The sequence below is a fragment of the Paraburkholderia phenoliruptrix genome, from assembly GCF_047325075.1.
GTDB lineage: Bacteria > Pseudomonadota > Gammaproteobacteria > Burkholderiales > Burkholderiaceae > Paraburkholderia > Paraburkholderia phenoliruptrix.
Genome location: NZ_CP168531.1, coordinates 483,034 through 508,488, shown reverse-complemented (window position 1 = coordinate 508,488; position 25,455 = coordinate 483,034). Strand labels below are relative to the sequence as shown.

General features: G+C 63.1%; 28 protein-coding genes, 1 tRNA gene, 1 pseudogene and 2 riboswitches. Of the genes and pseudogenes, 24 read left to right on the top strand and 6 right to left on the bottom strand.

The genetic code is table 11. The annotated features are described in order from the left end of the window. The 9 genes from ACEN8U_RS14205 to ACEN8U_RS14165 all read left to right on the top strand — a co-directional run bounded on the left by ACEN8U_RS14205 (position 1) and on the right by ACEN8U_RS14165 (position 8,817). Positions 1-1,590: a tail fiber protein gene (locus ACEN8U_RS14205; protein WP_310104394.1), complete on the top strand. Its 1,590-nt coding sequence runs from the start codon at positions 1-3 to the stop codon at positions 1,588-1,590. Positions 1,591-1,603: 13 nt separating this feature from the next. After that, complete coding sequence (locus ACEN8U_RS14200) at positions 1,604-2,464, top strand: tail fiber assembly protein (protein WP_310104397.1); 861 nt, start codon at positions 1,604-1,606, stop codon at positions 2,462-2,464. Between the two features lie 60 nt (positions 2,465-2,524). Beyond that, a complete protein-coding gene (locus ACEN8U_RS14195) occupies positions 2,525-3,697 on the top strand; it encodes a phage tail sheath protein (protein WP_310104401.1) in 1,173 nt (390 codons plus the stop codon). Positions 3,698-3,713: 16 nt separating this feature from the next. Next, the gene (locus tag ACEN8U_RS14190) at positions 3,714-4,223 is read left to right on the top strand and encodes a phage major tail tube protein (protein WP_310104404.1); all 510 of its coding nucleotides are present in this window, start codon (positions 3,714-3,716) and stop codon (positions 4,221-4,223) included. 74 nt (positions 4,224-4,297) lie between these two features. Next, entirely contained in the window at positions 4,298-4,582 is a 285-nt protein-coding gene (locus tag ACEN8U_RS14185; protein ID WP_114163332.1) for a phage tail assembly protein, read from the top strand. 32 nt (positions 4,583-4,614) lie between these two features. Continuing rightward, positions 4,615-4,734 (top strand): GpE family phage tail protein, encoded by a 120-nt coding sequence (locus ACEN8U_RS14180; RefSeq protein ID WP_114163333.1) that lies wholly within the window; start codon positions 4,615-4,617, stop codon positions 4,732-4,734. Between the two features lie 2 nt (positions 4,735-4,736). Further along, positions 4,737-7,340: a phage tail tape measure protein gene (locus ACEN8U_RS14175; protein WP_310104411.1), complete on the top strand. Its 2,604-nt coding sequence runs from the start codon at positions 4,737-4,739 to the stop codon at positions 7,338-7,340. Positions 7,341-7,354: 14 nt separating this feature from the next. Further along, entirely contained in the window at positions 7,355-7,780 is a 426-nt protein-coding gene (locus ACEN8U_RS14170) for a phage tail protein (protein WP_310104413.1), read from the top strand. Then, positions 7,777-8,817: a phage late control D family protein gene (locus ACEN8U_RS14165; RefSeq protein ID WP_310104416.1), complete on the top strand. Its 1,041-nt coding sequence runs from the start codon at positions 7,777-7,779 to the stop codon at positions 8,815-8,817. The genes ACEN8U_RS14170 and ACEN8U_RS14165 overlap by 4 nt, the downstream gene beginning before the upstream one ends. A gap of 35 nt (positions 8,818-8,852) precedes the next feature. On the opposite strand, the gene ACEN8U_RS14160 is transcribed toward ACEN8U_RS14165, so the two are convergent. The 3 genes from ACEN8U_RS14160 to ACEN8U_RS14150 all read right to left on the bottom strand — a co-directional run bounded on the left by ACEN8U_RS14160 (position 8,853) and on the right by ACEN8U_RS14150 (position 10,597). Continuing rightward, on the bottom strand, positions 8,853-9,305 hold the full coding sequence (locus ACEN8U_RS14160; RefSeq protein WP_310104418.1) for a hypothetical protein: 453 nt from the start codon (positions 9,303-9,305) through the stop codon (positions 8,853-8,855). A gap of 81 nt (positions 9,306-9,386) precedes the next feature. Next, positions 9,387-10,112, bottom strand: coding sequence for an alpha/beta hydrolase (locus tag ACEN8U_RS14155; protein ID WP_310104421.1), 726 nt, complete (start codon positions 10,110-10,112; stop codon positions 9,387-9,389). Positions 10,113-10,162: 50 nt separating this feature from the next. Beyond that, entirely contained in the window at positions 10,163-10,597 is a 435-nt protein-coding gene (locus ACEN8U_RS14150) for a helix-turn-helix transcriptional regulator (protein WP_310106309.1), read from the bottom strand. Positions 10,598-10,679: 82 nt separating this feature from the next. Here ACEN8U_RS14150 and ACEN8U_RS14145 point away from each other — a divergent pair, with 82 nt between their 5' ends. From ACEN8U_RS14145 to ACEN8U_RS14100, 10 genes and pseudogenes are all read left to right on the top strand, one after another. Beyond that, positions 10,680-10,916: a hypothetical protein gene (locus tag ACEN8U_RS14145; RefSeq protein WP_310104425.1), complete on the top strand. Its 237-nt coding sequence runs from the start codon at positions 10,680-10,682 to the stop codon at positions 10,914-10,916. Between the two features lie 3 nt (positions 10,917-10,919). Further along, complete coding sequence (locus tag ACEN8U_RS14140) at positions 10,920-11,198, top strand: DNA-binding protein (RefSeq protein WP_310104428.1); 279 nt, start codon at positions 10,920-10,922, stop codon at positions 11,196-11,198. 13 nt (positions 11,199-11,211) lie between these two features. Next, positions 11,212-11,460: an ogr/Delta-like zinc finger family protein gene (locus tag ACEN8U_RS14135; RefSeq protein ID WP_310104431.1), complete on the top strand. Its 249-nt coding sequence runs from the start codon at positions 11,212-11,214 to the stop codon at positions 11,458-11,460. 78 nt (positions 11,461-11,538) lie between these two features. Then, positions 11,539-11,757 (top strand): hypothetical protein, encoded by a 219-nt coding sequence (locus ACEN8U_RS14130; protein ID WP_310104434.1) that lies wholly within the window; start codon positions 11,539-11,541, stop codon positions 11,755-11,757. Positions 11,758-11,762: 5 nt separating this feature from the next. Then, positions 11,763-11,960 (top strand): hypothetical protein, encoded by a 198-nt coding sequence (locus tag ACEN8U_RS14125; protein WP_310104437.1) that lies wholly within the window; start codon positions 11,763-11,765, stop codon positions 11,958-11,960. A 45-nt stretch (positions 11,961-12,005) separates the two neighbouring features. Further along, the gene (locus ACEN8U_RS14120) at positions 12,006-12,206 is read left to right on the top strand and encodes a hypothetical protein (protein WP_310104440.1); all 201 of its coding nucleotides are present in this window, start codon (positions 12,006-12,008) and stop codon (positions 12,204-12,206) included. Next, complete coding sequence (locus tag ACEN8U_RS14115) at positions 12,203-12,478, top strand: hypothetical protein (RefSeq protein WP_310104442.1); 276 nt, start codon at positions 12,203-12,205, stop codon at positions 12,476-12,478. The genes ACEN8U_RS14120 and ACEN8U_RS14115 overlap by 4 nt, the downstream gene beginning before the upstream one ends. A 2-nt stretch (positions 12,479-12,480) precedes the next feature. After that, the gene (locus ACEN8U_RS14110) at positions 12,481-15,279 is read left to right on the top strand and encodes a toprim domain-containing protein (RefSeq protein ID WP_310104444.1); all 2,799 of its coding nucleotides are present in this window, start codon (positions 12,481-12,483) and stop codon (positions 15,277-15,279) included. A 598-nt stretch (positions 15,280-15,877) separates the two neighbouring features. Further along, positions 15,878-15,967: pseudogene (locus tag ACEN8U_RS14105) on the top strand (DNA-binding protein); the annotation flags it as partial. 110 nt (positions 15,968-16,077) lie between these two features. Next, positions 16,078-17,154, top strand: a complete 1,077-nt coding sequence (locus tag ACEN8U_RS14100) for a site-specific integrase (protein WP_310104447.1) — start codon at positions 16,078-16,080, stop codon at positions 17,152-17,154. Positions 17,155-17,228: 74 nt separating this feature from the next. On the opposite strand, the gene ACEN8U_RS14095 is transcribed toward ACEN8U_RS14100, so the two are convergent. Then, positions 17,229-17,304: transfer RNA gene (locus tag ACEN8U_RS14095), tRNA-Arg, on the bottom strand. Positions 17,305-17,633: 329 nt separating this feature from the next. Here ACEN8U_RS14095 and ACEN8U_RS14090 point away from each other — a divergent pair. After that, on the top strand, positions 17,634-18,533 hold the full coding sequence (locus tag ACEN8U_RS14090; RefSeq protein WP_310104450.1) for a c-type cytochrome: 900 nt from the start codon (positions 17,634-17,636) through the stop codon (positions 18,531-18,533). Positions 18,534-18,678: 145 nt separating this feature from the next. On the opposite strand, the gene ACEN8U_RS14085 is transcribed toward ACEN8U_RS14090, so the two are convergent. Together ACEN8U_RS14085 and ACEN8U_RS14080 are read right to left on the bottom strand one after the other, a co-directional pair. Then, positions 18,679-19,260, bottom strand: coding sequence for a hypothetical protein (locus tag ACEN8U_RS14085; protein WP_015004066.1), 582 nt, complete (start codon positions 19,258-19,260; stop codon positions 18,679-18,681). Between the two features lie 148 nt (positions 19,261-19,408). Further along, on the bottom strand, positions 19,409-21,508 hold the full coding sequence (locus tag ACEN8U_RS14080) for a UvrD-helicase domain-containing protein (protein WP_310104455.1): 2,100 nt from the start codon (positions 21,506-21,508) through the stop codon (positions 19,409-19,411). Positions 21,509-21,803: 295 nt separating this feature from the next. Here ACEN8U_RS14080 and ACEN8U_RS14075 point away from each other — a divergent pair, with 295 nt between their 5' ends. The 4 genes from ACEN8U_RS14075 (at position 21,804) to gcvH (ending at position 25,439) form a co-directional block, all read left to right on the top strand. Further along, complete coding sequence (locus ACEN8U_RS14075) at positions 21,804-22,853, top strand: oxidoreductase (protein WP_015004068.1); 1,050 nt, start codon at positions 21,804-21,806, stop codon at positions 22,851-22,853. Positions 22,854-23,035: 182 nt separating this feature from the next. Then, a complete protein-coding gene (locus tag ACEN8U_RS14070) occupies positions 23,036-23,386 on the top strand; it encodes a hypothetical protein (RefSeq protein ID WP_013590030.1) in 351 nt (116 codons plus the stop codon). Between the two features lie 105 nt (positions 23,387-23,491). Further along, positions 23,492-23,592: riboswitch (glycine riboswitch) on the top strand. A 42-nt stretch (positions 23,593-23,634) separates the two neighbouring features. After that, a riboswitch (glycine riboswitch) is annotated at positions 23,635-23,788 on the top strand. Positions 23,789-23,867: 79 nt separating this feature from the next. After that, a complete protein-coding gene (gene gcvT, locus ACEN8U_RS14065; RefSeq protein ID WP_310104461.1) occupies positions 23,868-24,986 on the top strand; it encodes a glycine cleavage system aminomethyltransferase GcvT in 1,119 nt (372 codons plus the stop codon). A 72-nt stretch (positions 24,987-25,058) separates the two neighbouring features. Further along, positions 25,059-25,439 (top strand): glycine cleavage system protein GcvH, encoded by a 381-nt coding sequence (gcvH, locus tag ACEN8U_RS14060; protein ID WP_310104463.1) that lies wholly within the window; start codon positions 25,059-25,061, stop codon positions 25,437-25,439. The last annotated feature ends 16 nt before the right edge of the window (positions 25,440-25,455 follow it).

The following is a 25,455-nucleotide window of genomic DNA, read 5'->3' as shown; positions in this document are numbered from 1 at the left end:
ATGGCCGGAACCCTCATCACCATCACCGACGCCGGGCGAGCTGCGCTCGTCGCACCCGGCAACACGGGCACCAACGCGCACCAAGTCGTAAAGATCGGCCTTGCGTCTGCCCCTTTCGTCGCCGACAAGGGCATGCTCGCCATGCCGAACGAGCGCAAGCGCATCACGACATTCGCCGGAAAGAACGTCGCACCCGACACCGTGCATGTCACCCTGAAAGACGACACCGACGATCAATTCTCGCTATACGGATTCGGCCTGTATCTCGAAAACGATGTGCTGTTCGGAGTCTATAGCCAGGCGACGCCGATCATGGAGAAGTCGCCGGCCGCAATGCTGCTGCTATCCGCCGACATGCAATTCGCGACGATCGACGCGGCGGCGCTCACGTTCGGCGACGCGACGTTTCTGAATCCGCCGGCGACGACTGAAGTGCAAGGCGTGATCGAGTTGGCGACGCAAGCCGAAGTCGACGCCGGCACCGACGCCGTTCGCGCCGTGACGCCGGCGACGCTCAAGCCAAAGCTGGATGCAAAGGCGAGTCTGTCGGGCGCTGATTTCATCGGCCGCGTGCAAACCGTCGATTCTTTCCGCATCGCAGCGGCTCCCGGCAACGTCGCGACGCTTGGCCCCGGAAACGCAGATTCGGCGAGCTTCTATGGAAATAACGTTGCGCTGCGCTCTTGGTACGGCATCGGCTTCGGCCCGAATATTGATGGTTCGGCCGTGCCGAAAGCGGAGTTTTCGCACTGGTTCGACACGCGCACCGGAAACACCGGGTTTCGCGGAACGCTCGATGTAGGCGGTTTGATTACCGCGCTCACGCCCCCGGCCGGCGATGTATCGAAGCGCGTCCCGACGACTGAATGGGTAGTCGCGGCGATCGCGGCGGCTGCTGTCGGCACGATCGTTTTTGAACCGCGCACGAGCGTACGCGCTGGCTTTCTGAAGCTGAACGGCGCTGTTCTCAAGCGCGCGGATTACCCGGCGCTATGGGCCTATGCACAGGCGAGCGGCGCACTGGTCGCTGAATCCGCTTGGCCGTCGAATAACTGGGGGTGCTTTTCGAGCGGCGACGGCGCGACAACCTTTCGCCTTCCCGAGCTGCGCGGCGAATTCATTCGCTGTTGGGACGATGCGCGCGGCGCGGATACCAACCGTGGTATCGGCACCTATCAGGCCTATCAAAACATGGTCCACACGCACAGCGCGAGCGCTGCCGCTGTCGGCGATCACGTCCACAGCGCATGGACAGATTCGCAAGGCTGGCACGGGCACCACGGCAATACCTACGCGATCGGCGACCACGGGCACATATTGGATCAACCCGTGCCGATGTACACAACCGACACCGATCGCGGCGTCGGCAATTCGTCGACTTTCTCGATCGACGGCGCGCGATATCCATACACGAACGCGACCGGCGCACACGGGCACGGTTTCGACACTGACGGCGCGGGCACGCACGGGCACAACGTCGGCATCGGCGGCGCTGGCAACCACTCACACACGATCACCGTCGCTTATGACGGCGGCAACGAAGCGCGCCCGCGAAATATCGCGCTGCTCGCAATGATTCGCGCCTACTAAAAGGATCTGAACCATGCTGATTCACCAATACGACGCCGAGACCGGCCAGTACCTTTCCAGTCGGCTCGCCGACCCTGACCCGATCAACGCCGATCGCTGGCTCGTGCCTGCGTTCAGCACGACCGACGATCTACCGTCGCGACCGCGCCTGACGTGGCCGTTTTATATCGATGGCGCATGGAAGCTGCTGCCCGACTATCGCGGCCTGATGCTGTATCGGCAGGACAACGGCCAGCCGGCCGAAATTCAAATCGCCGGCGCTACGCCCGCCGAGCACGGTTTGACGGAAACCCCGCGCCCCTCGGACGACTACACGTTCCGCGATGGCGCATGGGTGATCGATCCCGCAATCGTCGCGCAACGCGTGCGCGCTGCGGCGATGGCCGAGTTTGATATGCGCATGGCGCGCGCCCGAACGATGAACGCGGGCAAGGCCGACGCCTATGCGGCCAGTTTGCTCTCGCGCGAAGAAGCCTATTACTTCCGCGCCTGGTCCGCGTATCAGCTCGACCTCGTGCGTGCGATCCAGCGTGAAGGCTTTCCCGATGCTGTGAGCTGGCCCGACGAGCCGACGCCGTTCGAAGTCGCGAGCGCGCCGGCAATGGCCGAATACGCTGCTCGCATTGCGAAGGCCGCGACCTTCACCGATGGCAAGGCCGAGGCTTACGCGGCCCGCACGCTGTCGGCCGAGGACTATTTCAACTATCAGGCGTGGACGGCCTACGCCGAGCAATGCACGCGTGCGCTCGATCGCGAAACCTTCCCGAACGCTGTCGTGTGGCCCGACGAGCCGGCCGCCTATACGCCCCCGGTTGAACTGCCCGTGATTCCGCCCACCGAATCCGCGCCGCAAACCCCGGCCGACCCCGCGTAACGCCGAAAGCGTCGCGATCTGCAACCCGCCCTTTCACTGCCCTTCTACACAGGAATTCATATGGCAACTGACTATCACCACGGCGTGCGCGTACTCGAAATCAATGAAGGCACGCGCCCGATTCGCACCGTATCGACGGCCGTTGTCGGCCTCGTCGCGACCGGCCTTGATGCTGATGCCGCAATGTTCCCGCTCGATACGCCCGTGCTGCTGACGAACATTCAAGCGGCGATCGGCAAGGCCGGCGACAAGGGCACGCTCGCGCGCACGCTCGAAGCCATGTCGGCACAGGCGAAGCCCGTCATTGTCGTCGTGCGCGTCGCTGATGGCGTCGACGATGCGGCGACGACGAGCAACGTGATCGGCACGACTGCGGTCGGCGGCGGTTACACCGGCATGCAAGCGCTACTCGCCGCGCAATCGAAACTCGGCATCAAGCCGCGGATTCTCGGCGCACCGGGCCTCGACACGCAACCCGTCGCGACGGCCCTCGGAGCGCTCGCGCAGAAGCTGCGCGGCTTTGGTTATATCTCGGCGAACGGCGCGGAAACGAAGGAAGCGGCGACCACGTACCGCAAGCAATTCAGCCAGCGCGAGCTGATGGTGTTGTGGCCTGATTTCCTCGGATGGGACACGACCGCGGACGCGTCGACCACGATCGACGCGACGGCGATCGCGCTCGGACTGCGAGCCAAGCTCGACGAGCAAAGGGGCTGGCAAAAGACGCTCTCGAATGTCGGCATCAACGGCGTCACCGGCATTAGCCGCGATGTGTTTTGGGATTTGCAAGACCCCGCGACCGATGCGGGCTACCTGAACGAACAGGACGTGACGACGCTGATTAACTCGAACGGTTATCGCTTCTGGGGTTCGCGCACCTGTTCCGACGATCCGCTGTTCGCGTTCGAGAACTACACGCGCACCGCGCAAGTGCTCGCCGACACGATGGCCGAGGCTCAAATGACGTTCGTCGACGTGGATTTACACCCGTCGATCGTGCGCGACATTATCGAAAGCATCAACGCGAAATTCCGCGAGCTGGTTTCGAATGGCTATCTGATCGGCGGCTCAGCCTGGTATGACGACAGCGTGAACGACAAAGACACGCTGAAGGCCGGCAAGCTCTCGATCGATTACGACTACACGCCGGTTCCCCCCCTTGAAAACCTGATGCTGCGCCAACGCATCACCGACCGCTATCTGATGGACTTCGCCGCACGCGTCACAGCCTAACTAGGAGCAATTAAACATGGCATTGCCGAAGAAACTAAAGAATTTCAATCTGTTCCAGAACGGCGAAAACTTCGCGGGACAGATTGCCGAAGTCACGCCCCCGAAGCTGACGCGAAAGATGGAGGCGTATCGCGGCGGCGGCATGAATGGCCCTATCGATATCGACCAAGGGCAAGAGGGCATCGTGCTCGAATGGACGGCCGGCGGCTTCATGCGATCGGTCTGCGCGCAATACGGCATCACGAAGCATGACGGCGTGCAACTGCGTTTCGCCGGCGCGTATCGCTCCGAGGATTCGACGAAGCACGACGCTATCGAAATCGTCGTGCGCGGCCGACACAAGGAACTCGATTTCGGCAACTCGAAGCCCGGCGACGATACGGCGTTCAAGGTTTCGACGACGTGCAGCTATTACAAGCTCACCGTCAACGGCGAAACCGTGATCGAGATTGACCTCATCAACATGGTCGAAAACGTCAACGGCGAAGACCTGTTGGCCGATCTGCGCAAGGCAATCGGCCTGTAACGCAAGCATGTCCCCTTCCCCGCCTGGTCAAGCACCGGGCGGGCATCAACGACCCAATCTGAACAGAGAAAGAAATGACCGAACAAGCCAAGTCGAACACCATCACCCTCGATGCTCCGATCACGCGCGGCGAACAGGTAATCAACGAAATCACGTTGCGCAAGCCGGCCGCCGGCGAGCTGCGCGGCACGTCGCTCAATGCGCTCGTGAATCTGGACGTCGACGCACTCGGCAAGGTGTTGCCGCGCATCTCGTCGCCGACGCTCACCGAGTTTGACGTGCAGCAGCTCGACCCCGCTGACCTCGTGCAATTGGGGGTGGCGTTCGCATCTTTTTTGCTGCCGAAGCGGGCGAGCTAGAGAACGGCATACCCGACCGCGTTGAAGAAGCGATGGCCGATATCGCGACCGTGTTTCACTGGACACGGCGCGATATGGACGATCTGACGTTGGCCGAGCTGGCCGACTGGCGCGAGCGAGCGCGCGTGCGCTCGCCGTATGGAAGCGAATAACGATGGCAAACAGTAACGACCTGAAATTGCGCGTGCTGTTCGATATGGTCGACGGCGCAACGAAGCCCCTGCGAAACATTCTCAACGGTAACAAGGGCCTCGCGAAGTCGCTCAAGGAGTCGCGTGAAGAACTCGGCAAGCTACAGCGCACGCAAAAGGACGTGGCCGCGTTTCGCGAAATGCGCGTCGGCCTGAACGGCACCAGGCGCGACATGCAGAGCGCGCAATCGCGCGTCGCCGAGCTGGCCCGCACGATCGGCTCGACCGACTCGCCGACGAAACAGATGGTCGCGGAGTTTGAACGCGCGAAGCGCACGGCCGCGCAGCTCACCGCCGAGCACGACAAACAGGCCGACAAGGTGCGGGCGCTCCGCGATCGCCTCGCGGGCGCCGGCATCGATACGCGCAATCTGTCGGAGCACGAGCGCAATTTGCGCTCGTGCATGGCCGCGACAATCGGCGTGATGACGATTCAGCAAAACAAGCTCGCCGACCTCACCACTCGCACGAAGCGGCTCGCCGAGGCGCGCGAGAAAATGAACAGGACAAAGGAACTGGCCGGTTCCATGGCGGGCACGGGCGCGAAGATGATGGCCGGCGGCGCTGTCGTCGGCGCGGCAACTCTCGTGCCTATCGCCGCATATGCGCAAGCCGAGGAATCGGCGACGCAGCTCGCGAGCGCGCTTATGCGCGCCGGCGGCGTCGTGCCCCCTGAATTCGAGAAGATCAACACGCTCGCGATGAAGCTCGGCGACCGGCTCCCCGGCACGACCTCGGATTTCCAGAACATGATGACCATGCTCACGCGGCAAGGTATCAGCGCGGAATCGATCCTAGGCGGCATGGGCGAGGCGACTGCCTATCTCGGCGTGCAGCTCAAGAAAGCGCCGGCCGAGGCGGCCGAATTTGTCGCGAAGCTACAGGACGCCACGCGCACGACCGAGAAAGACATGCTTTCGCTGACGGACGTGATTCAGAAATCTTTCATGCTCGGCGTCGACGATAACAACATGCTCGATGCGTTCGCCAAGCTCGGCCCGGCGATGGACACCATCAAGATCAAGGGCCTCGAAGGGGCGAAGGCGCTCGCGCCGCTGCTGGTGATGGCCGATCAATCGGGCCTGATCGGCGGCTCGGCGGGCAACGCTTTCCGTAAGGTGTTCCAGCTCGGCATGGACGCGAAGAAAGTCGGCAAGGCAAACAAGCAGCTCGCGCCGGCCCAACGCCTCGACTTCACGAACGGCAAGGGCGAATTCGGCGGCCTCGACAAGATGTTTGCACAGTTCCAAAAGCTCAAAGGCCTCACCACGCAAAAGCGCGAAGGCATCCTTAAAGAGATTTTTGGCGAGGACGCTGAAACGCTGCAAGCCGTGTCGCTGATGGTGAATAAGGGCAAAGAAGGTTACGAGGAAGTCGTCGCCAAGATGGCGGCGCAAGCCTCGATGCAGGAGCGCGTTAATAAGCAGCTCGGCACGCTTAAAAACCTTTGGGAATCGGCTACGGGCACCTTCACGAATGCCCTCGTCGCGTTTGGCGCGTCGATCGCGCCGGAAATGAAAGGCGTAGTCCAATGGCTCGGCGACATGGCGCAAGGCTTGGGCCAATGGGCGCGCGACAATCCGAAGCTCGCTAACGGCCTGATGAAAGTCGCGGCCGGCGTCGCGCTGCTGTTGACGGCCGGCGGCGCTCTCGTCGTGATGCTCGCCGGCGTGCTTGGCCCGCTCGCTGTCGTCAAATTCAGTATGACGGCGCTTGGCATGCAAGGCGGCATTCTCGCGCGCGTGCTCGGCCTCGGCGCGACTGCATGGCGCGTGTTCGCGTCGGCCGCCATGTTCGCCGGCCGCGCCATGCTGATGAATCCGATCGGCCTTGCGATCACCGCGATCGCGGCGGCGGCGCTCGCGATCTATGTCTATTGGGAACCGATCAAGGCATTTTTCGGCGGCCTATGGCCACAGGTTCAACAGGCGTTCGCTGGCGGCATTTCAGGTATCGGCGCACTTATCGTCAACTGGTCCCCGCTTGGTCTGTTCTATCAGGCGTTCGCGGCCGTGCTGTCATGGTTCGGCGTCGACATGCCGGCGAAGTTTTCGGAATTCGGCGGCAACCTGATCGCCGGCCTCGTCAACGGCATCACTAGCGGCCTCGGCGCTGTTCAAGCGGCGATCACGAACGTCGCGACAAGCACGGTCGGATGGTTCAAGGAAAAGCTCGGCATTCATAGCCCGTCGCGCGTGTTCGGCGAGCTGGGCGGATTCATCACGCGAGGCGCGGCGATCGGCATGGAAGGCGAGCAAGGCCGCATCGCGAAAGCCGCGGTCGGCCTCGCGACGCTCGCAGCGACCTCGTTCGCTGCCGCGCAAGGCGCACAGACGGCCGGCACGCCCGCCGGCGGTCCCGGCGCAGCGATTGATACCCGCCCCGCCCTGCAAGCCCGCCAGGCGACCGGAAACGCGGCCGGCGCGGCATCGTCGGCCGGCGGCGACACCTACATTTTTCAGATTTCAGGCGGCGGCTCTGACGAAATCGAGACGCGGATTCGCAAGGTGCTCGCCGATATCGAGCGCAAGAAGGCCTCGCGCGTTAGCTCCCGCCTGTCCGATTAACGGAGGAAGAAACGATGATGATGTCACTCGGCCAATTCGTTTTCAGTCTGTCGACGCTGGCCTATCAGGAGTTGCAACGGCGCACGAGCTGGAAGCACGCGAGTACGTCGCGCGTCGGCGGGCGTAATGCTCGGCAATACACCGGCCAGGGTGACGACACAATCACGCTCACGGGCTGGTTTGCGCCCGATCAAGGTATCGGCAAGCTGTCGTCGCTTACCGAGCTGCGCACGATGGCCGACGATGGCGAGGCCTATGTGCTCGTCGACGGCACGGGCACGGTATACGGCGCATTCGTGATCGAAGGCCTCGACGAAGGCCAATCGCTTCACCAGAAAGACGGCACGCCGAGGCGCGTCGAATTCACGTTAAACCTCACGCGCGTCGACGATGGCCTCGTGAAAACGAAAACTGAGCCGGCGAAGGACAAAGCGCAATGAAGCAACCGACGCCGATCTATCAAATCACGCTCAACGGCAAAGACCTCACGAGCAAGATTTCGCCGCGCCTGAATCACCTGTCGCTCGACGAGTCGCGATCGGACGAAGCCGATACGCTGATGCTCTCACTCGACGATGCCGATGGAAAGCTCGTGCTACCCAAGCGCGGCGAAGTCGTGCGCGTGGCGTTCGGATGGTCCGACACGGGCCTCGTCGACAAGGGCTCTTTCACGATCAACGAAATCGAGCACGCCGGCACCCCGGATATGCTCACCATTCAGGCGCGATCTGCTTCGATGACGAAAGGCCTCGGCGAACGAAAGGAAAAGAGCTGGCACGGCGAAACGATCGGCGCGATTGTGCGCAAGATCGCCGGCGCGCACGGCCTTAAACCGGCGATCACCGAGGCGCTTGCGGAAATCGTGATCGCGCACATCGATCAAACGCACGAGTCGGATATGTCATTTCTCACACGCCTCGCGAAGCGTTACGACGCCGTGATGAACGTGAAGGATACGCACCTGCTGTTCGTGCCGATCGGTCACGGCACGAGCGTTAGCGGCAAGGCGCTCGCCCCCGTTGAGCTGACGCGCAAAGAAGGCGACCGGCACCGCTATCACGTATCCGAGCGCGAGAACTATGCGTGCGTGCGCGCGTTCTACCACGCGACCGGCCGCGCGAAACGCAAGTCGATCGTCGTCGGCGGCGAAGATAACCATAACGCGAAGGTGTTGCCGGAAACCTATGCAACCGAAGCCGATGCACGCGCGGCAGCAACGGCCGAGCTGAACCGCACGAAACGCAGCCAGGCGACGATGACGTATAACCTCGCGCTCGGCCGGCCTGACCTCTACCCCGAAGTGCCCGTTTATCTGAACGGCTTCAAGCCCGATATCGATGCGGAGTCATGGCTTGTGAAGAAGGTGCGGCACGAGATTGACGGCAACGGCGGCTATACGTGCGAACTGGAACTTGAAACACGCGACGATCCGACGAGCGAGCGGCACCGCACGCACTTTCGCAAAGGCGGGCAATAAACAAAGGGCCAAGGTTTAGCCTTGGCCCTTTCGCTTTACTCGTCGCCGGCGGTCACTTCACCCGGCCGTCGCGGCCGACAGGCATTGCCGGCCACACACACCCAAAGGCGCTCAGAAATGTAGCTTGTCCGCTTTTCCGCATCGAGCGCGATGTTTTTAAGCGCCTCACACTCATTTCGCCCACCCTGAAATGAGAACCCTTGTGCGCCGATATCGTTCCGTATCTCAATGCGCCGTATGTCGGACCGCCCCCATGTGTTCGCAGTCCAGCATGCGCCGAACGTCAAAACATTATCGAAAGCTTCGCGCCTCACGACTGGTTTGCGAATCGTCATATAGAGCGATCCTTTTTCCAGTTTCACCCCGTCAACCTGTCGGCTTGCAAGGCTCTTTTGCAGAGCCGGCGGCAACTCGGCCGCGTGAACGCTGAGCACGTTGCATAGTGCGGCAATGATGATTGACTTGGCGGTCCATACAGATAGCTTCATTAATTTCCCCGTGCACAAATTTCCAGTCGGTCAGCCTTGGCCAATTCACTGGTGCCTGCTAGATGCAATGGTTCGCGTGACCTACCGCCGATGCCGTGTGTTGACCTTTTCCCACGTGACTGTGTTGTCGTCAGTTATCGCGCATTGCTGGCGTAAGCCAGCTTGCAGGACCACGCTACCGATAGAGTAGTGATGACCACCGTACTCGCATTGCGCCGCGACCGGTGCGGCGGGCGACTGCGCGGATGCTGTTGACAGGTCTACAACGACATAGGCCACGGCTGAAAGCGCGGCGATTACTCCGCACGCTACGGCAACCGCTCGCCACGGCGCCTTTCTCGCAGGCACGTCAGGCATTGCCGCCTGGGCGAAAAGCTGCGGAGTTGCTACGTTCGGATTTGTGGAGGTGAAAATATGCCTCGCGTCTTCCGTGGCATCGCGATATGACGCATCGGCAGCGGGGCTCGACGTTCGCGATGAAGCCTTGACCGGTGCCGGCTCCGTTGTGCCATTTCGCAACCAGACTTCGAGATAGGACATCGCACGCTGGTACACGTCGCGCGGCATCTCGTCCATGTTAGGGAACTTGAATACCGTCATCAGGCGCCGATATACCATCAGCTTGTCGGTCTGCGTCTTGGCTTGGATCTGATACGCCTTGCGGGCGATTGCACTGCGCTGACGGTCGCTGATGTAACGCTGTTTCGGTTCGTTGTGGATATGCACGCTTACGTTGGATTGCGCGCTATTTGTTTTGACATCGCGGCCCGCAACCTGCCCGATGTCCCCGTTGAATTTCTGTTCCATTGCTTTTTATTCTCCAACGCGGCTGGCCCCGCCGCCCTACTTTTCAACTGCTAATCTTTCTGCTCGCCCCGACGCTTCTTTCCCGTATTGCCCATGTCAATGGTGAAAGGACCGGTTACATCTCCGCTCACCTGCTGACCGATATTGGCGCCTTTAAAGCTTTGCTGGTACTTCGCTGGTGCCGCGCCTGCCGTCAGCGCTGCGACTGCAGCCACGCGGACCGCGTCTGGCGCTTCGCGGTATCGACGCACTAGGTCAGCTTCGTCCGGCGAAAGTGCCGACGTGTCACGTTCGCCGGTGAGGACGTAAAGCACGTCCACCCCAGCTCTCGCGACCGCTGACAGATATGCCCAATCAGGCGAGCGGTCACCGCTTTCGTACCGGCTTTGCGCAACGTTGGTCGTTGCGGCTAGTTCCGCAAGCTCAGCTTGTTTCAGACCCAAACGCTTCCGTTCGTCTTTGAGCCGCGCGCCGAAATTTTCCATAGTGGCAATAAACCTATTGAAACTTGCCAAACTGGCAATTACAATCAGATTGTGCAAGGTTAATGACAGGGAGTATATCGCCATGCCTCTGAAGAAAGCGCCTACAACACGCTCACCGCGCGGCGTGTTGTCCAGCAAGCCGGTCTATATGCGCCTGATGCCCATCGAGCGTCAGATGCTCGAGCAGCTTGCCGGAAGCCAGAACCGCTCGACCTCCAGCGTCGCGCGTCTGATCTATCTTGAAGGCGTTGAGCAGTACAGGGCCAAGGTTATCGGCTCCGTCGCTCAACTGCACGCAAATACTGTTGCGGGTCGTTGAGCCATGAGAACCCCCGCTCGCATCGAACCCGCCCTGCGTCAGGCGCTGAACGGCCCGGGACGCCACGACGTACAACAGACGATCGGTTGGGACGACTCGCAGGTCAGCCGCTTCCTGAGCGGCGGGCAGGGAGTTGTGATCGACAAGATCGACACGCTCGTCGCCGCAGTCGGCTTCGTGCTCGTCACGCGAAAGTATCTGGACGCTGTCGCGACGCTCGGCGAAGTCGGCGTCCATTGTGAATGCGCACGCCAGGGTTACGGCGAATGCGGCAAACGCTAACCCGGAGGTATTCATGCGCATTCTGAATCGCTGCCCGCACTGCCGGACACGCGCCACGGCGCGCAGTAGCCGGGACATGTCGCTCACATTCCGCGAAGTGACATTCATGTGCAACAACGCTGAATGCGGTCACACGTATGTCGTGAACATGGAGTTCGCGCGCACGCTGTCGCCGTCCGCGATGCCGAACCTGTCGCTCAAGCTGCCGCTGTCGCCTCACGTACGTGAACGGCTCGCCGAACAGCTCGAACTGCCCGTCTAGCTCCCTTAACCGTTTCCTCCCTCGCATCGTGCCCATCGGGCGCGAGGGACTTTTTTTGCCCAAAAAAAGGAGAACCTCATGGCTACCCCTGCTGCAGCGCCGCTTGTCCTGCCGTTCGACCCGTCGTTCCTGTCCATGCAGGAACGACGCGCATATCTGCGGCTTCTCTGGAACGCCGATATCGATCCGTTCGTGTTTGTCGGCATGGCCCGCCGGCTCGGCTACGTCCTCGGCTGCCGCTGGGATTGCGAGGCCGGCATGCCGATGCTCGCGCCGACCCTAACGACACTGCACTGATTGCCATGCGTGCGCCCATCACCGAAGCAGAACTGCGTGCGGCCTGGCAACGCCTGCGAATGGTCGGCGACTTCGATTCGTCGATGCGTCACCGGGCTGTGCACCGCGCGGTGGAAAGTGCCGCGCGCGCCATGCAGGCACGTAAATGCGACCGCCCCGGCTACGACGCCAAACGTCGCGCCGCGAACGATCAGAACGACTGACCCGACCTCTGCACCGATCACCGGTGCCCCTTGAAGGAAACCATCATGAAAACGTACATCTTCGGCTTAGGCGTATTGCTGATGCTGTCTTTCTCACTTGCTGGCATGACGTGGACAGCCGCGCTGACGCTGCGCCGCGCGTCTGACAGATTCGGCCCGCTCACCGCCGTCGCCATCGGCTTCGTGTCGCTCGTCGTCCTCATTACCGCACTGGCGTGGTCTGTTCCCGCACGGGAGGCCGTATGAGCTTCACTAACACCCCTCAACAAACGGCCGCGCCCCACGATGCTGCACTCACGGCCGCGATCGTTCGGGCCGCCGCCGTGCTGCGTTTCGATAGCCGGCCCGGCAGCCTGGAGCGCCAATGCACCATCGGCCTCTTTGTCGCCGCGCTGAGCGATCGTCTCGCCCTCGCTTTCCCGCACTCGTCGGACGCGCTGAAAGCCGTCGTATTCAGCCCGGCCACGGACGGCAACCCGGTCGAAACATTTGATTCCCAGTCACAGCAGCACGCATAACCATGGCCTCGATTGAAGAACTCAAACAGCGCGTCGACCTGCACGACCTGGCCGATCGCCTTGGCCTCAAACGCGGGCGCGGCGGCGATAAGGCGCTCTACCACTCGCCCCAGCACGAGGACCGGAGCCCGTCGCTGTCGATCTACCAGAACCACCCGAAACACGGCACCGGCTGGCGCGATCACAGCGCCGACCAGGGCGGCTCCTGCATCGATCTGGTGATCTATGCGCGCGGCGGCACGGTATCCGATGCGATACGGTTTCTGCATGAAGCCTACGGTATCCCGTTCGACCGGCCGGCCGCGCCGGCGGACCGCCGCGAGAAATCAACCGTGGAGTTCATTGCCGATCGATGCCTCGCGGAACGCGCGCGCGTACGCGACTACCTGACCGGGCGCGGGATTTCCGGCGATGCGATCGACGCCGCGATCGCAGCCAGAACGCTCGGCTTCAACGACTGGACCAGTTCGAAGGTGCAGTCCGGCGAGGTAGGGCACGGTGGCCCGGCTGCCGCGTTCATCGTCCGCACACTGAATCCCGGTCACGTCGTCGCCGTCGATATGCGCTACGTCGATCCGACCATCAATGGCGGTGTCAAGACGCAGACCCAGGGCGACAAGTCGGGTTATGGCTGGACCGCCGACGCGCGGCGTCTCAACAAGGCGAAGCGGGTGATCGTCGTCGAAAGCGCAATCAATGCGCTATCGGTCGACACGTGCAGCATTCCCGCGACAGCCGCATTTGCGCTGCGCGGCCTTGCGAACGTTGGCGGCATTGACTTTTCCTTCCTGCGAGGCAAACAGGTCGTGATCTGCCTCGACAATGACGAGCCGTTCGCGGACGGCCACCCGCGCGCCGGCCACCGCCCCGGCCCCGAAGCCGCGTGGGCACTGTACGAACGCCTCACGAGCCTGAATATCAGTGCCGTGATGGTCGATCAGTCCGGATGGCTGGCCGACCTGGCCGATGGGGAAAGGACTCGCAAGCCGATCAACGACGTCAACGACTTCCTGCAACTGCGCGGCCCTCGCGAGCTGCAACGCGCACTTGACCAGTACGAACCGTGGCTTATTGCCGGCATGGCGGGCGACGACAGCCGCAAGGGCCGGCCGCGCATCTACCTGCCGTCGCACGACTTCGCACAGTACTGGCGTTTCCGTACCCGACCCGACTTCACCAGCTATATCGCGAAAATGGAGCGCAACGAGGAAAGCGGCGTCGAGACACCCGTGACGACCGATCTGTGCGGTTTCCGTATCGCCTCCATGAGCCGGGTGTCCGTGGCGAGCGCGACCTCGACCATGACCGGCGACGCCGATCAGGCGCCGACCGTGTACTTCGCCGTGTCCGTGCAGGCGCCGCGTCACGGCCCGACGCTCATCCGTCGTGTGATGATGGATGACCAGCTTCACAACACGGACCAGTGGGCCAAGTTCGGGCCGATCTGGGCGCCGGCACCGTTCAAGCGCATGGTGAACATCCTTGAGCGCGGCGCGGACCTCGGCGCGCGCCACGCGGCGAACTTCGTGGGCCTCGCCTGGCGCGACGGCCAGCTCATCGTCAACGAAGGCCCCGACTGCTATTTCACCGAGGCCGACAAGCAGTGTCCGTATCACAACCTGTCATTTCCGGCAGGTCCGGTCGGCGACGCGCGGCGCGTGCTGGTCGCGTATCAGGAGACGTTCCGGCAGAACGCCGCCACGATCCCGCTCGTATGGGCACTCGGCGGTCACCTGAAAGCGCTGCTCGGCTTCTGGCCGCACATGACGGTGCAGGCCGACAAGGGCGCCGGCAAGTCGACGCTCATCAAACGGCTCGAACGGACGATCGCCTTCACCATGTTTTCCGGCCAAAGCCTGCAGACCGAATTCCGGCTCCTGACGAGTATCAGTCACACCAGCCACCCGGTCGGCTGGGAAGAACTGTCTGCACGTCGGCAGGATGTGATCGACAAGGCCGTCGGCCTGCTGCAGGAAAACTACCAGTACACCGTTACCCGCCGCGGCACCGACATGACGGAATACCTGTTGTGCGCGCCGGTGATGCTGGCCGGCGAAGACGTACCAGTAAAAAGTCTGCTCGGCAAGCTGGTGCGCACGTCGCTCACCGGCAAGCGCGGTCCCATGCTGCCTGACGATCTGCCGCGCTTCCCGCTGCGCCAGTGGCTTGAGTTCCTGGCCGGGCTGAACAGGCGCGACGTGCTCGACCAGTATCGCGCCATCCGGGAACGCTGCCTCGCCACCTGTCGCGCGAGCGGCGCCGACGATGGCGCGCTGCGCATGGCCGGCAACTATGCGGCCGTGGGGCTTGCGTGGCGATACCTGTGCGAGTTCGCCGGCATGGACCCCAGTGAAGGCGATTTTCCGCGCGACCTCACTGCCGAAATGAACAGCCACATTGCCGAAACCAGCGCCGATCGCGAGCCGTGGGTCTGGATTCTCGAAACCGTGCTGTCCGAAATCGACGGCGGCAATTACAAGCACCCGTACACGTTCGATACGGTCGACGGCGAATTCTGCATCCTGCTGCGCACCGGACACGTGATGGATCACATCGCACACACCGGGGCGCTCCGAGACAAGTGGAATGGTCTCCCTGTGAAATCCGATCGCGTGTTCAAGCGCCAGCTCCATCACGCCGGGGTCGTGGTCGGTGAGAAGGAAGTCGAACGGCGCATTTACACCCGCCGCGTGCCGTATCTCACACCGGTTTCACTCAATCGCCTGGCGGATTTCGGTCTGCACGTATCCGTGCGCGAAGACCTGGCGACGGACGCCGTCGAACAGCGGGGTCGCGCATGATGCCGGCCCGGCTCTCGTCGCCGCCGCGCGACCGGCACCTTCGTCCCGTTCCGTCTGGCCGCTGTCTGGCCGTCCTTTCCCCGGGCCAGGCCGGACGGAGACTGGCCCAAACCGGGAGGTCGGGGGACCGCGCGACCGACACTGGCCGATGGGGACGGGCAGGCAGCGCAGCTAACGCGTGGTTTTCGGGGGTGCGCGCCCGTAAGTCATTGATTGTTGAGAGGACTACCGCCACAGGTCGTCCGGGTTTTGCCATGAGTTGCTCCGGTTTTGCCACGAGTCTGTTTTTTGCGTTTTGCCGCGCCGTACCATCTTCTTCTCTCTCTAATTCATTGAAAGAGAAGAAGAAAGAAGGCTGTGAAGTGCGAGGAATCAGCCACGCACGCGCGCCACGGGTTACCGCTGTTTTGCCACGAGTCAGACATGCTGCCTATTTTTTAGGCCATCAGTCAGCCACGCCGGAATCGGCTGACTCATGGCAACTGATGGCAGGCGTTCCCTTACCGATCAATGACTTGCAACTGCCCGCCCGGCAATCCACGTGTCCACGAGTTGCGCCGCGTGTGCCCCCATCTCGCGTCCGTCTGGAGAGCCGCCGATGAGTACTGTCGATCTTGTTCAGGCAGCGGCAATGCTCGGCGCGCATCCGGAAACGGTGAGGCTCAAGGCGAAGGCCGGCGAACTCCCGGGCCGGAAGGTAGGCAAGCGCTGGATGTTCTCCACGATTGCGCTGCATCGTTACCTCGCAGGAGAATGGATTCCGCGAGTTGTGCAGGGCGATCATCAGGAAGATGAAAAATGTCGCTCTATAAACGAAGTAGAAGTCCGAACTGGTATTACCGACTTTCCCCGCCCGGTGGCGGCCCGGTCGTACAGGGCAGCACTGGCACCAGCAACAAGGAGCAGGCGCAGGAGTTCTACGACCGCCTGAGAGTGGATCTGTGGAACCAGGCCAGGCTCGGTCACAAGCCGCGCTACACCTGGAATGATGCGGTCGTCCGCTATGTCAGCGAACGTGAAGGCATTGCCAGTCTGGAAACCAGCAAGACGCATCTGCGGTGGCTCGATCAGCACCTCTCGGGCGTGCTGCTGACCGATATTGACCGCAACCGCATCGACGCGATTGCGCACATCAAGCGGATGGAGCCCCGGGTCGTCCAGACCCGCAAAGGTCCCCGGAAGCTCGGCCGCAATGTCAGCGCCGGAACGGTGAACCGCGTCGTCGGCGTCCTCAAGGCCGTCCTGAATGCCGCGGTCGAATGGGAGTGGATCGACCGGGCGCCAAGGACGAAAAAGGCCAAGATCCTGTCGCGCCGGATACGCTGGCTGACGCTGGCGGAAGCCGAACGTCTGCTGGCCGAGCTGCCGGCGCATCTGGCCGACATGGCGCAGTTCAGTCTCGAGACCGGGCTGCGCCGTGCCAACGTGACGGGCCTCCAGTGGTCGCAGGTCGATCTGGCGCGGGCCGTCGCCTGGATTCATCCGGACCAGGCGAAAGCCCGCAAGGCGATCACCGTGCCGCTGTCGGACACGGCAATCGCGGTGCTACGGCGACAGCGCGGCAAGAAGCGCATGCCGGAGTACGTCGAAAGCGTGTTCGTGTACCACGGCAAGCCGGTTTATCAGACCGTGACGGCTGCATGGACCAAAGCGCTCAGGCGCGCCGGCATCCGCGATTTCCGCTGGCATGATCTGCGACATACGTGGGCCAGCTGGCATGTGCAGCGCGGCACGCCGTTACAGGTCCTGAAGGAGCTGGGAGGATGGGAAACGCTGGAGATGGTGCAACGCTACGCGCACCTGTCGGCCGATCACCTGGCACGCTGGGTCCAGCCGCACACACAGGTCGTCGACCTGCAGACGGCCACCGGCTGACTGTACCAACTGTATTTTCACTGTACTGGAGGGAAATGCTGAAGCAGGAAAACCGCTGAAACCCTTGTCAGAATTGGCGCGCCCGGCTGGGATCGAACCAGCAACCCCTGCCTTCGGAGGGCAGTACTCTATCCATTGAGCTACGGGCGCTTAGACAACAACAAACACTAAATCGGACACACTCGGCGCAGCATTCAGAACAAAAGCGGCGCCCAAGCGAGACCGGAAGCATACCCGGTTTCGGCCACAGCGTCCACCGGACGGCCTCCAAGGCCTTTCTCCGGGCTTTGCAGGCAGCTCGCCCCGCCTTCCCCGCCAGCCCAACCGACTTCGCACGATGCGGGTAAACGCCTGCTGAACAGCTCGCCGCGCCTCTCGCCGCCGTCGAAAGCTTGCGTCTATAATCGTCCGTGGCTGATCAAGAACAAGAAGTTGCCGTCGCGCTGTACCGCTCACATACCCACGGAGACGAGACAAGCATGAGCGAAGCACCACACGGAGCCCCGATCAAAACCCCAGGACAGCTCATCGCCGCGGTCATCGCCGGGTTTGCTGTGCCGATCGTCATCATCGTTCTGCTGGCTTACTACGTCGACAATTCGACGCGCACCGGCGCCGGCACCGACAGTCTCTCCGAAGCCGAAGTCACCTCCCGCATCAAGCCCATCGCTCAGGTCGAGATTCGCGATGCCAACGCGCCGCGCGTCTACAAGACCGGCGAGGAAGTCTACAAGGCGGTGTGCTCGGCCTGTCACGCGTCGGGCGCAGCGGGCGCGCCGAAATTCACCAATACCGCCGACTGGGCGCCGCGCATCTCGCAAGGCTTCGACACCTTGCTGCATACCGCGCTGACCGGCAAAGGCGCCATGCCCCCGCGCGGCGGCACGAGCCCCGACGACTACAGCGACTTCGAAATCGCCCGCGCGGTGGCCTACATGGCCAACAACTCGGGCGCGAGCTTCGCCGAACCGGCGCAACCGGCTGCGGGCGCGGCTGCGGCATCGGCGGCAACTGCAACGGCGACGGCAGGCGGCGCGTCCGATGCAGGCGCGGCTCAAGCCGCCGCAGCGATGGCCGCCATGGCAAGCGTGCCGCAAGCCGCCGCGCCGCCGTCGGGTGCGACGCAAAGCGCCGATGCATCGCAAGCGGGCAAGGCCTTGTATCAGCAGGTTTGCCAGGCGTGTCACGCAGCGGGTGTGCTGAACGCGCCCAAGTTCGGCGACAAGGAAGCCTGGGCGCCGCGCCTGAAGGAGCCCATGGACACCGTCTACAACTACGCGCTGCACGGCAAGGGCGCGATGCCGCCCAAAGGCGGCTCGAACGCGTCGGATGCGGACGTGAAGGCCGCCGTCGATTACATGGTGAGCGCGGTTAAGTAACGTACGCTTGTTTCACCCGGCGCAGCGCGAAGATTAGCGGCCTTGCGCCATACGACACCGGAATCCCTGCACCGCGGCCACGCGGGCAGGGATTTATTTTGCGGGATGGATTTGACCCACCGCGATGCCGCGCAATAGACAGTTTTCAGACGGGCGCATCTGCCGGACGGCTGAACGCCTCTGCAAAAGCGAGCTCGGGCAAGCTGCGCACATGCTCCACGAAGCGCGCCTGCAATTCAGCAGGCGCAAGCCACGGATAGCTCAAGCCTTCCTGCAACGCCTCGAGCAACGTGCCATCGGCATCAGGCACGACGTCCATGCGTGCGATGTGAATATGAAAGCGGCTCACGCTGCCCGTGTCGTCGAAAGTCCACCGATACACGCCGTGGCCCACGCGCAACGCACCCGCCGCGGGCTCGCGCATCAGCACCAGCCAAGGCAGCGGGTCGATCGCCCCGTCGCGCGCCCTCAATGAGTCGCACACGTAATATGTGCGGCACCGCGTATAAGTCGCACCAAAATCCGTGACCAGCGTTTTCGTAATCGCATCAATTCCGCCGGTCCGCGCGGGAAATGTGATCGTCGACGTCGCGAGCGAAATGGTGAGCTCGGCGTCAGACGCGAACGCGTCGGCCATGCGCTGCGGGCGCGTGTTGTCCTTGGCGTCGATGTAGGCTTCCAAAGCGCGCACGTAGGGCACGTGCGGCGGCGGCAGCGGCGAGTTCATGCGGGCGGTCTCCGGTTGGCATGCTCGAAGGCGCACGAATGATGGCGACCAACTAGCTGCGCCACTGTAGCGCGCAGGTCCGCTCAAACAGGCGAAGCACCTGTGGCCAGCGGGGTCTTGCGGACTCGCACGCGCAAGCGGCCCACCCTCAAGCCTTCTGCAACAACGCCTTCAAACTCGCAAGCCGGTCTTTGGGCGACATCGGCGCCTCATCAGCCGTGGGCGGCGGCGCATCGTCGAGCAGCATTTCGGGGATGAACCGCGACGGCTCGCACACCACCGTCTCCCGTGCGCGCTTGCGCTTCTTGCACCAGTTCAGATGCAGGCTGCGTTGCGCCCGCGTGATCGCCACATACATCAAACGGCGCTCTTCTTCGATGCGCGCGTCGTCGATCGGTTCGTCGTCCGCGCCGCCGCGATGCGGCATGATGCCTTCCTCGACGCCGACCAGAAACACATGCGGATATTCGAGACCCTTCGACGCGTGCACGGTCGAAAGCCGCACCGCGTCCGGGTCTTCTTCACGGCCTTCAAGCATCGACATCAGCGCGACCGTCTGGATCAAGCCGAGCAGATTCTTCCCGGTATCGGTCAAACCGTCCGCCGTGTCGTAACCCGTTGCCTCGCCGCTCGCAGCCCCAGCCGCATCGTCCGGTTCCGCCTTCGTGCCCTTGCGCTTGAGCCATTCGATGAACTCCAGCACGTTCTGCCACTTCGCCTGCGCCTGACGTTCGTCGAATGCGTCGTAGAGATACGCTTCGTAGTGGATCGCGTCCATCAACTCGTCGAGCAACGTGCCGGCCGCGTCTTTTTCGGCGCGGTCGGTGAGGCGCTGCATGAAGTCGCAGAACGCACGCATGGGTTCGATCTGGCGCGGCGACAGGCGCGCCTCGATGCCGCCCATATACACGGCCTCGAAGAGCGACGCCTTCGCCTGGCCCGCGAATGAACCGAGCGCCTCGAGCGTCGTATTGCCCACGCCGCGTCGCGGCGTCGTGATCGCGCGGATGAACGCGGGGTCGTCGTTCGCGTTGGCAATCAGGCGCAAATACGCGCAAATGTCCTTGATCTCGGCTTTGTCGAAAAACGACTGGCCGCCTGACAGCACATACGGAATCCGCTCGCGGCGCAGCACCTGCTCGAAAATGCGCGCCTGGAAGTTGCCGCGATAGAGAATCGCGTAATCGCGAAAGTTCGCGCGCCGCTCGAATTTGTGCGCCGACAGACGGAACACGACCGATTCCGCCTCGTGCTCTTCGTCGTTGCAGGCGGTCACGGTGATCGAATCGCCCATACCGTGCTCGGACCACAGCTTCTTTTCAAAGAGCTTCGGGTTGTTGGCGATCACGTTGTTCGCGGCCGTGAGAATGCGCACCGTCGAACGATAATTCTGCTCGAGCTTGATCACGTGCAGCTTCGGGAAATCCTTGCCGAGCTGCGCAAGATTTTCGAGCGTCGCGCCGCGCCAGCCGTAAATAGCCTGGTCGTCGTCGCCCACCGCCGTAAACGCGGCGCGCGGGCCGGCCAGTTGCTTCAGCAATTCGTACTGGCACGCGTTGGTGTCCTGATACTCGTCGATCAGGAGATAACGCAGCTTGTTCTGCCAGCGGTCGCGCACCTGCTCGTTCTTCGCGAAGAGTTCGGCGGGCAGGCGGATCAGATCGTCGAAATCCACCGCCTGGTAGGCGTGCAGCGTCGCCACATAATTGCGATAGACAATCGCGGCCTGATGCTCGTCCTCGTTCGCGGCAATCGCAATCGCCTCTTCCGGCATGATGAGGCCGTTCTTCCACAGCGAAATGATCGACTGGATTTTGCGGATGAACCCCTTATCCGTCGATCCGACCTGCTCCTGGATCATGCCGAAGCAGTCGTCGGAATCCATGATCGAGAACTGCGGCTTCAGCCCGACGTGCTCCGCTTCCTGCCGCAAAATCTGCACGCCGAGCGAGTGGAAAGTACACACCGTCAACTGATTGACGGGCACTTTGCGGCCTTCCTTGCCGGGCGTCGTCAGCGTTTTGCCTTCGAGCAGCTTGCCGACGCGCTCGCGCATTTCGGCCGCGGCCTTGTTCGTGAACGTGACAGCCGCGATATGGCGCGGCTCGAAGCCCTTCGCCTCGATCAGGTGCGCGATTTTCTGCGTGATCACGCGCGTCTTGCCGCTGCCCGCGCCGGCGAGCACGAGACACGGCCCGTCAAGATAACGGACCGCTTCACTTTGAGCGGGATTCAGGCCTGCGGACATCGTGTGTGGATGGGCGTTGCGGTTGAAATGCGGCGGCGAGAGGAAAGAAAGAGGGTCTGGCGCGCCCCGTCTGGCGCGTCCCGTTCCGCGCGAGAGGAGCGATGTTAACACGGATGAAATCGGCGGATAAATTCAGCCGGCGCTTCTCGCAGCTCACGCGTCCAACCAGCAGCTCATGCACAAAACCCGCCGCGCGCCGCCGAGGCACGCCAACTTCGCCCCATGCCACAATGACGGCGTTGCGCGCCGCCGCCGCGGTGGCCAGGCGGCGCGCCGTTTTTCCGGGAAGACACGCATGTCCGCATCGCTGAAGATTGGATTGATGGGTTACGGGTTTGCCGGCGCGACCTTTCATGCGCCGGTGATCGAGCACTGCGGCCGCGCGAGCGTCGCGGCTATCGCAACGGGCAAGCCCGAGGCCGCGCGCGCCGACTATCCGCACGCCAAGGTCGTCGCCGACCTGGACGCCCTGCTCGCGCTCGACGAGATTGACTGCGTCGTAATCGCCACGCCGAACGACACGCACTTCGACCTCGCGCGCCGCACGCTGGAAGCGGGCAAGCACGTCGTGGTCGACAAGCCGGTGACGCTCACCGCCGCCGACGCCCGCACGCTCGCCAACATCGCGCTCGCGCGGGGCAAGCTCTTCGTGCCGTTCCACAACCGCCGCTGGGACGGCGACTTCCTGACCGTGCGCGATCTGCTGGCCAGCGGCGAGCTGGGGCGCGTCACGCACTATGAATCGCATTTCGACCGCTTCCGGCCCGAGGTGCGTCAGCGCTGGCGCGAAGAAGCCTCGCGCGGCGGCGGTTTGCTGTTCGACCTCGGACCGCATCTGATCGACCAGGCGCTCGCGCTCTTCGGCGCGCCGCAAACGGTCTCGGCGACGGTGCGCACACATCGCGATCAGGCGAGCGCGCCCGACTACGTGCACATCCAGCTGGGCTACGGCGAATTCGAAGTGCTGTTGCACGCGAGCGCGCTGACCGCGATCGTCGCGCCGCGCTTCACCATTCACGGCACGCGCGGCAGCTACGTGAAGTACGGACTGGACACGCAGGAAGACCAGTTGAAAGCCGGCCTGCGTCCCGGCGACGACGGCTTCGCCGCGGGCAACGCGGCGGGCACGCTGCGCGTGCTGGACGGCGACCGCGAAGTCGAACGGGAAGTCCCCACGCGCAACGGCGAGTATGTGAACTTCTACATCGCTCTGGCCGAAGCGATCCAGCACGGCGCGAAGTTCCCCGTGACGCCGCAAGACGCCGTCGACGTCATGACGATCATCGAACTCGCCGCGCACAGCTCCGACGAAGGCGTGCGCCTGCCGTTCGAGCGCATCCGTTAAGTTGCCGCAGGCGCCGGCGCGCGAGGAACTATCGCGCGCGCCGGCCAAACCGCCCGACAGCTGACAAAGCCGAAAGCAATATAACGTTACAAATCAGCGCCCTTCAGCAGTCAGCGCGAGTGCGCCGTGAGCCGTTGCTACGTCTGCAGCATCCAAAAACGACAACGATTGACGGAGAGTCCATGCCACGTACCATTCGCGCGCTCGCCGCATGCGCCTTGCTCAGTTCCCTCGCCGCCTGCGTGGTCGCGCCGCAGCAGGAGCCGGCGCCGCGCCCGAACCCGCAGCAGATCGCCGACAAACGGCTGCATCAGGTCGACGGCCGCATCGACAACCTGAGCCGCCGTATCGACAATCGCGTGAATCTCGGCTATTACCCGCCCCCGCAAGGCGGCGAGCTGCATCATCGGCTTGAGGTAATCCGGCGGGAAGCGCACGACATGGCCGCGCAGCACGGCGGCGGCCTGTCCGCGGACGAACAGCGCGTGCTGAACGAGGAACTGGACGGCGCGGCGCACGCAATCGGCGAATAACGGCGAGCCGAGGGTCAAGAAAGACAGACGAAGGCCCACATCAAGGACAGATTCCCGGCGAATCCGCCCTTGATTTGACAAGCCCTCGGGCCTCGCGTACATTCGCCGCACGCGTCGGGAGAGCGCGCTGGCCGCTGGATTCGCAGGCCGCGCCGCCGAAGGGGCACACCCGCAAACTCTCAGGCAAAAGGACCGAACGCGTCGAGAAACCCGCGCCACGCAAGATCCACGCAACACCCCGGCGCCGTTTTTCGCACTCTGGAGAGCGGCAGTAGCCGTCTGCACCGCATACGCTGCGCAGACCCGGCAAGCTGCCCACCGAAGGGGCGCGCGTTCAGCCGCGACGAGTCAACCTCGCCGCGGCAGCGCAATCTCTCAGGTATCGAGGACAGAGGGGCCATGCAGCACCACGCTCGCAGCCACACGGCGCGAGGCGCGGCGCCGCATGGCCTTTTTTGTTTCGCGAGACGCCCGAGGCCCCATGACCGAACTCAAACACACTCCGCTCAACGCCACCCATCGTGCGCTCAACGCCCGCATGGTCGATTTCGGCGGCTGGGACATGCCCGTCAACTACGGCTCGCAAATCGACGAACACCGCGCGGTGCGCACCGACGCGGGCATGTTCGACGTCTCGCACATGTGCGTCGTCGATTTCACCGGCGCGCGCGTGCGCGCTTTCTTCGAATACGCACTGGCGAACAACGTCGGCAAGCTGCAAACGCCGGGCCGCGCGCTGTATTCGTGCCTGCTGAACCCGGAAGGCGGCGTGATCGACGATCTGATCGTCTATTACTTCGGCGAAGAGCATTTCCGCGTGGTGGTCAACGCGGGCACCGCCGAGAAAGACATCGCGTGGTTCAAGCAGTTGAATGAAGGCGGCTTCGACCTGACCATCACGCCGCGCCGCGATCTCGCGATCGTCGCCGTGCAGGGGCCGAACGCCCGCGAGAAGTTCTGGCAAACGGTGCCGGCCACGCGTGCCGCCACCGAGGCACTCAAGCCCTTCAACGCGGCACGCGTCGACAGCACGCCGTTCGGCGAACTCACGGTTGCACGCACCGGCTACACGGGCGAAGACGGCTTCGAGATCATCGTGCCGGCCGATCATGTGGTCGCGCTGTGGAACGCGCTGCAGGCGCAAGGCGTGCGCCCGGCCGGTCTCGGCGCGCGCGACACGCTGCGCCTCGAGGCCGGCATGAACCTGTACGGCCAGGACATGGACGACGACGTCTCGCCGCTCGACGCCGGCCTCGCGTGGACCGTCGACCTCGCTTCGCCGCGCGAATTCGTCGGCAAGAGCAAGCTCGAGCTGGAAGGCTCGAAGGCGGCGTTCGTCGGCCTGATTCTGCTGAAGGAAAACGGCAAGGCCGCGGGCGTGCTGCGCGCGCATCAGAAGGTCGTCACGCCGCACGGCGAAGGCGAAATCACGAGCGGCACCTTTTCCCCGACGATGCAGGAATCCATCGCCTTCGCGCGCGTGCCGACAGGCGTGCAGCCGGGCGACACCGTCCACGTGCAGATTCGCGACAAATCCGTTCCTGCAAGCGTGGTAAAACTGCCGTTCGTGCGCAACGGCAAAGTGCTCGCGGCGGGCTAAGCCGCCGCCGGCAACCGGCGCGCGCGTCACCTTATCCAGACATTACCGAATCACACCGCATAGGAGCATCCAATGAGCATCCCGGCCGACCTGAAATACACCGAATCGCACGAATGGGTCCGCACCGAAGCGGACGGCACGCTGACGGTCGGCATTACCGACCACGCGCAGGAAGCGCTCGGCGACATCGTCTTCTTCGAAGTCCAGGAACTGGGCAAGACCGTCACCGCGGGCGACACCGTCGCCGTGATCGAATCGGTGAAAGCCGCGTCGGACATTTACGCACCGGTTTCGGGCGAAGTCATCGAGGCGAACAGCGCCGTGGGCGACGCGCCGGATTCCGTGAACAGCGCGCCGTACGAAAGCTGGCTCTTCAAGATCAAGCCCGCGTCGGACGCCACGCTCGACCGCCTGATCGACGCCGACGCGTACTCTAAGTCCATCGGCGCCTGATTCACCTCTCGTCTAA

Bases quoted from the DNA above. Each gene is read 5' to 3' on its own strand.
- ACEN8U_RS14190 (WP_310104404.1), top strand. From the start codon at position 3,714: ATGGCATTGCCGAAGAAACTAAAGAATTTCAATCTGTTCCAGAACGGC.
- ACEN8U_RS14100 (WP_310104447.1), top strand. From the start codon at position 16,078: ATGTCGCTCTATAAACGAAGTAGAAGTCCGAACTGGTATTACCGACTT.
- ACEN8U_RS14175 (WP_310104411.1), top strand. From the start codon at position 4,737: ATGGCAAACAGTAACGACCTGAAATTGCGCGTGCTGTTCGATATGGTC.
- ACEN8U_RS14145 (WP_310104425.1), top strand. From the start codon at position 10,680: ATGCCTCTGAAGAAAGCGCCTACAACACGCTCACCGCGCGGCGTGTTG.
- ACEN8U_RS14150 (WP_310106309.1), bottom strand. From the start codon at position 10,597: ATGGAAAATTTCGGCGCGCGGCTCAAAGACGAACGGAAGCGTTTGGGT.
- ACEN8U_RS14170 (WP_310104413.1), top strand. From the start codon at position 7,355: ATGATGATGTCACTCGGCCAATTCGTTTTCAGTCTGTCGACGCTGGCC.
- ACEN8U_RS14180 (WP_114163333.1), top strand. From the start codon at position 4,615: ATGGCCGATATCGCGACCGTGTTTCACTGGACACGGCGCGATATGGAC.
- ACEN8U_RS14120 (WP_310104440.1), top strand. From the start codon at position 12,006: ATGAAAACGTACATCTTCGGCTTAGGCGTATTGCTGATGCTGTCTTTC.
- ACEN8U_RS14155 (WP_310104421.1), bottom strand. From the start codon at position 10,112: ATGGAACAGAAATTCAACGGGGACATCGGGCAGGTTGCGGGCCGCGAT.
- ACEN8U_RS14140 (WP_310104428.1), top strand. From the start codon at position 10,920: ATGAGAACCCCCGCTCGCATCGAACCCGCCCTGCGTCAGGCGCTGAAC.
- ACEN8U_RS14160 (WP_310104418.1), bottom strand. From the start codon at position 9,305: ATGAAGCTATCTGTATGGACCGCCAAGTCAATCATCATTGCCGCACTA.
- ACEN8U_RS14195 (WP_310104401.1), top strand. From the start codon at position 2,525: ATGGCAACTGACTATCACCACGGCGTGCGCGTACTCGAAATCAATGAA.
- ACEN8U_RS14200 (WP_310104397.1), top strand. From the start codon at position 1,604: ATGCTGATTCACCAATACGACGCCGAGACCGGCCAGTACCTTTCCAGT.
- ACEN8U_RS14085 (WP_015004066.1), bottom strand. From the start codon at position 19,260: ATGAACTCGCCGCTGCCGCCGCCGCACGTGCCCTACGTGCGCGCTTTG.
- ACEN8U_RS14165 (WP_310104416.1), top strand. From the start codon at position 7,777: ATGAAGCAACCGACGCCGATCTATCAAATCACGCTCAACGGCAAAGAC.
- ACEN8U_RS14125 (WP_310104437.1), top strand. From the start codon at position 11,763: ATGCGTGCGCCCATCACCGAAGCAGAACTGCGTGCGGCCTGGCAACGC.
- ACEN8U_RS14185 (WP_114163332.1), top strand. From the start codon at position 4,298: ATGACCGAACAAGCCAAGTCGAACACCATCACCCTCGATGCTCCGATC.
- ACEN8U_RS14110 (WP_310104444.1), top strand. From the start codon at position 12,481: ATGGCCTCGATTGAAGAACTCAAACAGCGCGTCGACCTGCACGACCTG.
- ACEN8U_RS14075 (WP_015004068.1), top strand. From the start codon at position 21,804: ATGTCCGCATCGCTGAAGATTGGATTGATGGGTTACGGGTTTGCCGGC.
- ACEN8U_RS14070 (WP_013590030.1), top strand. From the start codon at position 23,036: ATGCCACGTACCATTCGCGCGCTCGCCGCATGCGCCTTGCTCAGTTCC.
- gcvH (WP_310104463.1), top strand. From the start codon at position 25,059: ATGAGCATCCCGGCCGACCTGAAATACACCGAATCGCACGAATGGGTC.
- ACEN8U_RS14135 (WP_310104431.1), top strand. From the start codon at position 11,212: ATGCGCATTCTGAATCGCTGCCCGCACTGCCGGACACGCGCCACGGCG.
- ACEN8U_RS14130 (WP_310104434.1), top strand. From the start codon at position 11,539: ATGGCTACCCCTGCTGCAGCGCCGCTTGTCCTGCCGTTCGACCCGTCG.
- gcvT (WP_310104461.1), top strand. From the start codon at position 23,868: ATGACCGAACTCAAACACACTCCGCTCAACGCCACCCATCGTGCGCTC.
- ACEN8U_RS14115 (WP_310104442.1), top strand. From the start codon at position 12,203: ATGAGCTTCACTAACACCCCTCAACAAACGGCCGCGCCCCACGATGCT.
- ACEN8U_RS14080 (WP_310104455.1), bottom strand. From the start codon at position 21,508: ATGTCCGCAGGCCTGAATCCCGCTCAAAGTGAAGCGGTCCGTTATCTT.
- ACEN8U_RS14205 (WP_310104394.1), top strand. From the start codon at position 1: ATGGCCGGAACCCTCATCACCATCACCGACGCCGGGCGAGCTGCGCTC.
- ACEN8U_RS14090 (WP_310104450.1), top strand. From the start codon at position 17,634: ATGAGCGAAGCACCACACGGAGCCCCGATCAAAACCCCAGGACAGCTC.